Origin of the sequence: Streptomyces sp. sk2.1 (genome assembly GCF_008120935.1) — a bacterium.
Lineage (GTDB): Bacteria > Actinomycetota > Actinomycetes > Streptomycetales > Streptomycetaceae > Streptomyces.
This window is the reverse complement of sequence record NZ_RDBO01000286.1, coordinates 1-2,413: the sequence shown is the minus strand read 5'-3', so window position 1 is coordinate 2,413 and position 2,413 is coordinate 1. Positions and strand designations below refer to the sequence as shown.

The following is a 2,413-nucleotide window of genomic DNA, read 5'->3' as shown; positions in this document are numbered from 1 at the left end:
TAATGGCTTTGTCGTACCCGTTGGCCAGGCTGCCGGTGACTTTTCCGATCTTCTCGTAGGCCCGGTGGGTGAGGCGGCCGTTGTCGCGGTCCTTCCACAGCTGGCTCAGCGCCAGCTCCAGAGGCGGGAGGAGAGTGACCGGTGCGCGGTGGGCGGGGTCGGTGGCGCGGACATCGGCGATGATCCGTTCCGTCAGCCCGTCCTCGATACCCAGGCCGACTGCCTGGGCGGGCCGGGTGATGATGGCACGGAGTTCTGGGACGCTGAGGGTGGCGGGCACGTTGAGGAGTGCGGGTGCTGCGGCTTCCAGCAGTCCTGGGGCCAGGGCCGCGAGTTGTGGATAGAAGTCGTCCCGCATGATCAGGATAACGCTGGCATCAGCCGGTGATTTGATCAACGCCAGCAGTTCATCCGCGGCAGCCGCACGGCGGTCGGGTACTCGGTGTTCTGTGGGAGCCAGCTGCGTGAGAAGTTCCTCGAACTGGTCGATCACCAGGAGCAGGCGGTCGTGCTCCGGTTCGCCGGCCAGGCGGCGTTGCACCGCGGACAGAAGGCCGTCGGATGTGGCGCCGGGCAGTCCGGCGTGTTCCAGTTCGGTGAGTAGGTCCTGTCCGGGGCGGGTGATCAGAGGGAGCCAGCGTGCGCTGCCCGGTACATCGCCGTCGGCGAGGGCGGGCAGGACCCCGGCCTGGATGAGGGATGACTTGCCTGCGCCGGACGGGCCCAGCAGGAGGAGCATCCGCTCCTGCCCGCCCAGCGCGTCCAGCACGCTGCTCACGACGGCCTCGCGGCCGTAGAACCATTGCGTGTGTTCTGCGGTGAACGGTTCCAGCCCCCGGTAGGGGCAGACCTGGTGCTCGGCCAGGTCCGGCCGGACTTCGCGCAGTACCTCGGCGGGGGTGCAGTAGGCGATGTCCAGGCCCTTGAGGTGGGTGTCGGGGGAGGTGATCGCGGTGACCATGCCGATCACCAGACCGGTCACCTCGTCCACAACCGGGCCGCCGCTGAAGCCGGTCGTCAGGTCGTTGGCGCCGGACAACTGCAACAGCGCACCTGTGCCGGTGCTGTCGGGCAGCAGGTCGCTGGCCGTGCCGTAGCCGAAATGGCCACCGGGCGGTGCCTGGGTGGGAAACCCGAACGAGGACACCCGGTGCCCCCGGGACCCCGCGCCCGACCCCAGCGCCAACGCGCCCACGCCTGCCGGAACACTGTCCAGCTCCACGAATGCGATGTCTTCGGCCTCCGGCGCCCGCCACTGCTCCGCCGGCACCTCACCCCACACCCGCGGCGCACCCGGCAGATGCGGGAAGGCGAGCTCCACCCGGCCGCCTGGCTCCCGCCCGGCCGCGCGCACCACGTGCGCACAGGTGACGACGACACCCTCACCGACCAGGAAACCCGCCCCGGCCACCGCACCGTCCGCTGCCAGGACCTGCACCACCGAACCCGGCATGGAACCACTCCCCTCACCGGGGGCCGCAGGATGAGGAACAGCTCCGGAGGAGCCGTTGACGTTGTGACCTGACGGCAGTCCGACCCCGACGTTCACGCTCCGGCGTCTCCGGTGGCGGGTGTGGGCTCATCCTTCTTCCAGAGCAACCGGACCTTCAGATGCACGGCCGCGTCGCTCTTGATGATGACGGCGCCGGCCTGCGACGAGAGATCGACCCCGAACTCCACCTCCGCCTCGTCCGGCCCGGCCTCCTTCAACTGCTCCAGTACCGCCCTCGCCGTTTCCCGGACCGGTACCAGAGCATCCTGCAATGTCTGCGGCAGCTCGCGAATCGCATCCGCGACCCGCCCCGCCTTCACCGGCCCGCCGAGTTCCGGCGCGGCCTCGAACAGAATCGTCCCGCCGCCCTCCAGCGGCATCCGCGTCAAGCTCTGCATCAACTACCCTTCCAACAGATCAAATCGTCCCATCAGCCAGTCAATCTGACATCCGATCACATCAGCCACCCCGACGGAGGCAAACTGGAAAACTCACTCCCCATAACCCAGCCGCACCCGGACCGGAGCGCGCGAACGGAAATGCCCGTCTTCCCCGAGAGACGGGACTCGGACGCCACGGCCAAGCCTGCAGTTCACAGGACGGTAAAACGAAGAACGGTGTAAGAAGCCGTATCTCAACCGATCACGGAACGTGCGGTTCGAACAGGCTTCTCACCCGGGTGATCTTCCCGTTGTACGCGCATGAAGACAGGGCCTCTCGGTAGCTCGGGGATGCGAATCTGACCGAGCAGTACCGGGAGGCCCTGGTGTCCTTGTTGTACGTGTCCGAGCCCGTCCAGTCCAACTCGGCTGCACCATCGTGTGATTGTCTCGCGCACGTGTACGGCAACGCGGCCGACCATCCCGATCGGGTACGGCGGTATCCGTCGGACATGACGGACGCGGAGTGGACGGCCGTGCG

At 67.7% G+C, this 2,413-nt stretch carries 2 protein-coding genes; both read right to left on the bottom strand.

Annotation, left to right across the window (positions count from 1 at the left end; all coding sequences use genetic code 11):
- The coding region (locus tag EAO76_RS43870; RefSeq protein ID WP_148841775.1) for a serine protease at nt 1–1,453 on the bottom strand (1,453 nt) is incomplete at its 3' end.
- A 92-nt stretch (nt 1,454–1,545) separates the two neighbouring features.
- Nucleotides 1,546–1,890 (bottom strand): CU044_2847 family protein, encoded by a 345-nt coding sequence (locus EAO76_RS43865; protein WP_148841774.1) that lies wholly within the window; start codon nt 1,888–1,890, stop codon nt 1,546–1,548.
- Between the last annotated feature and the right edge of the window lie 523 nt (nt 1,891–2,413).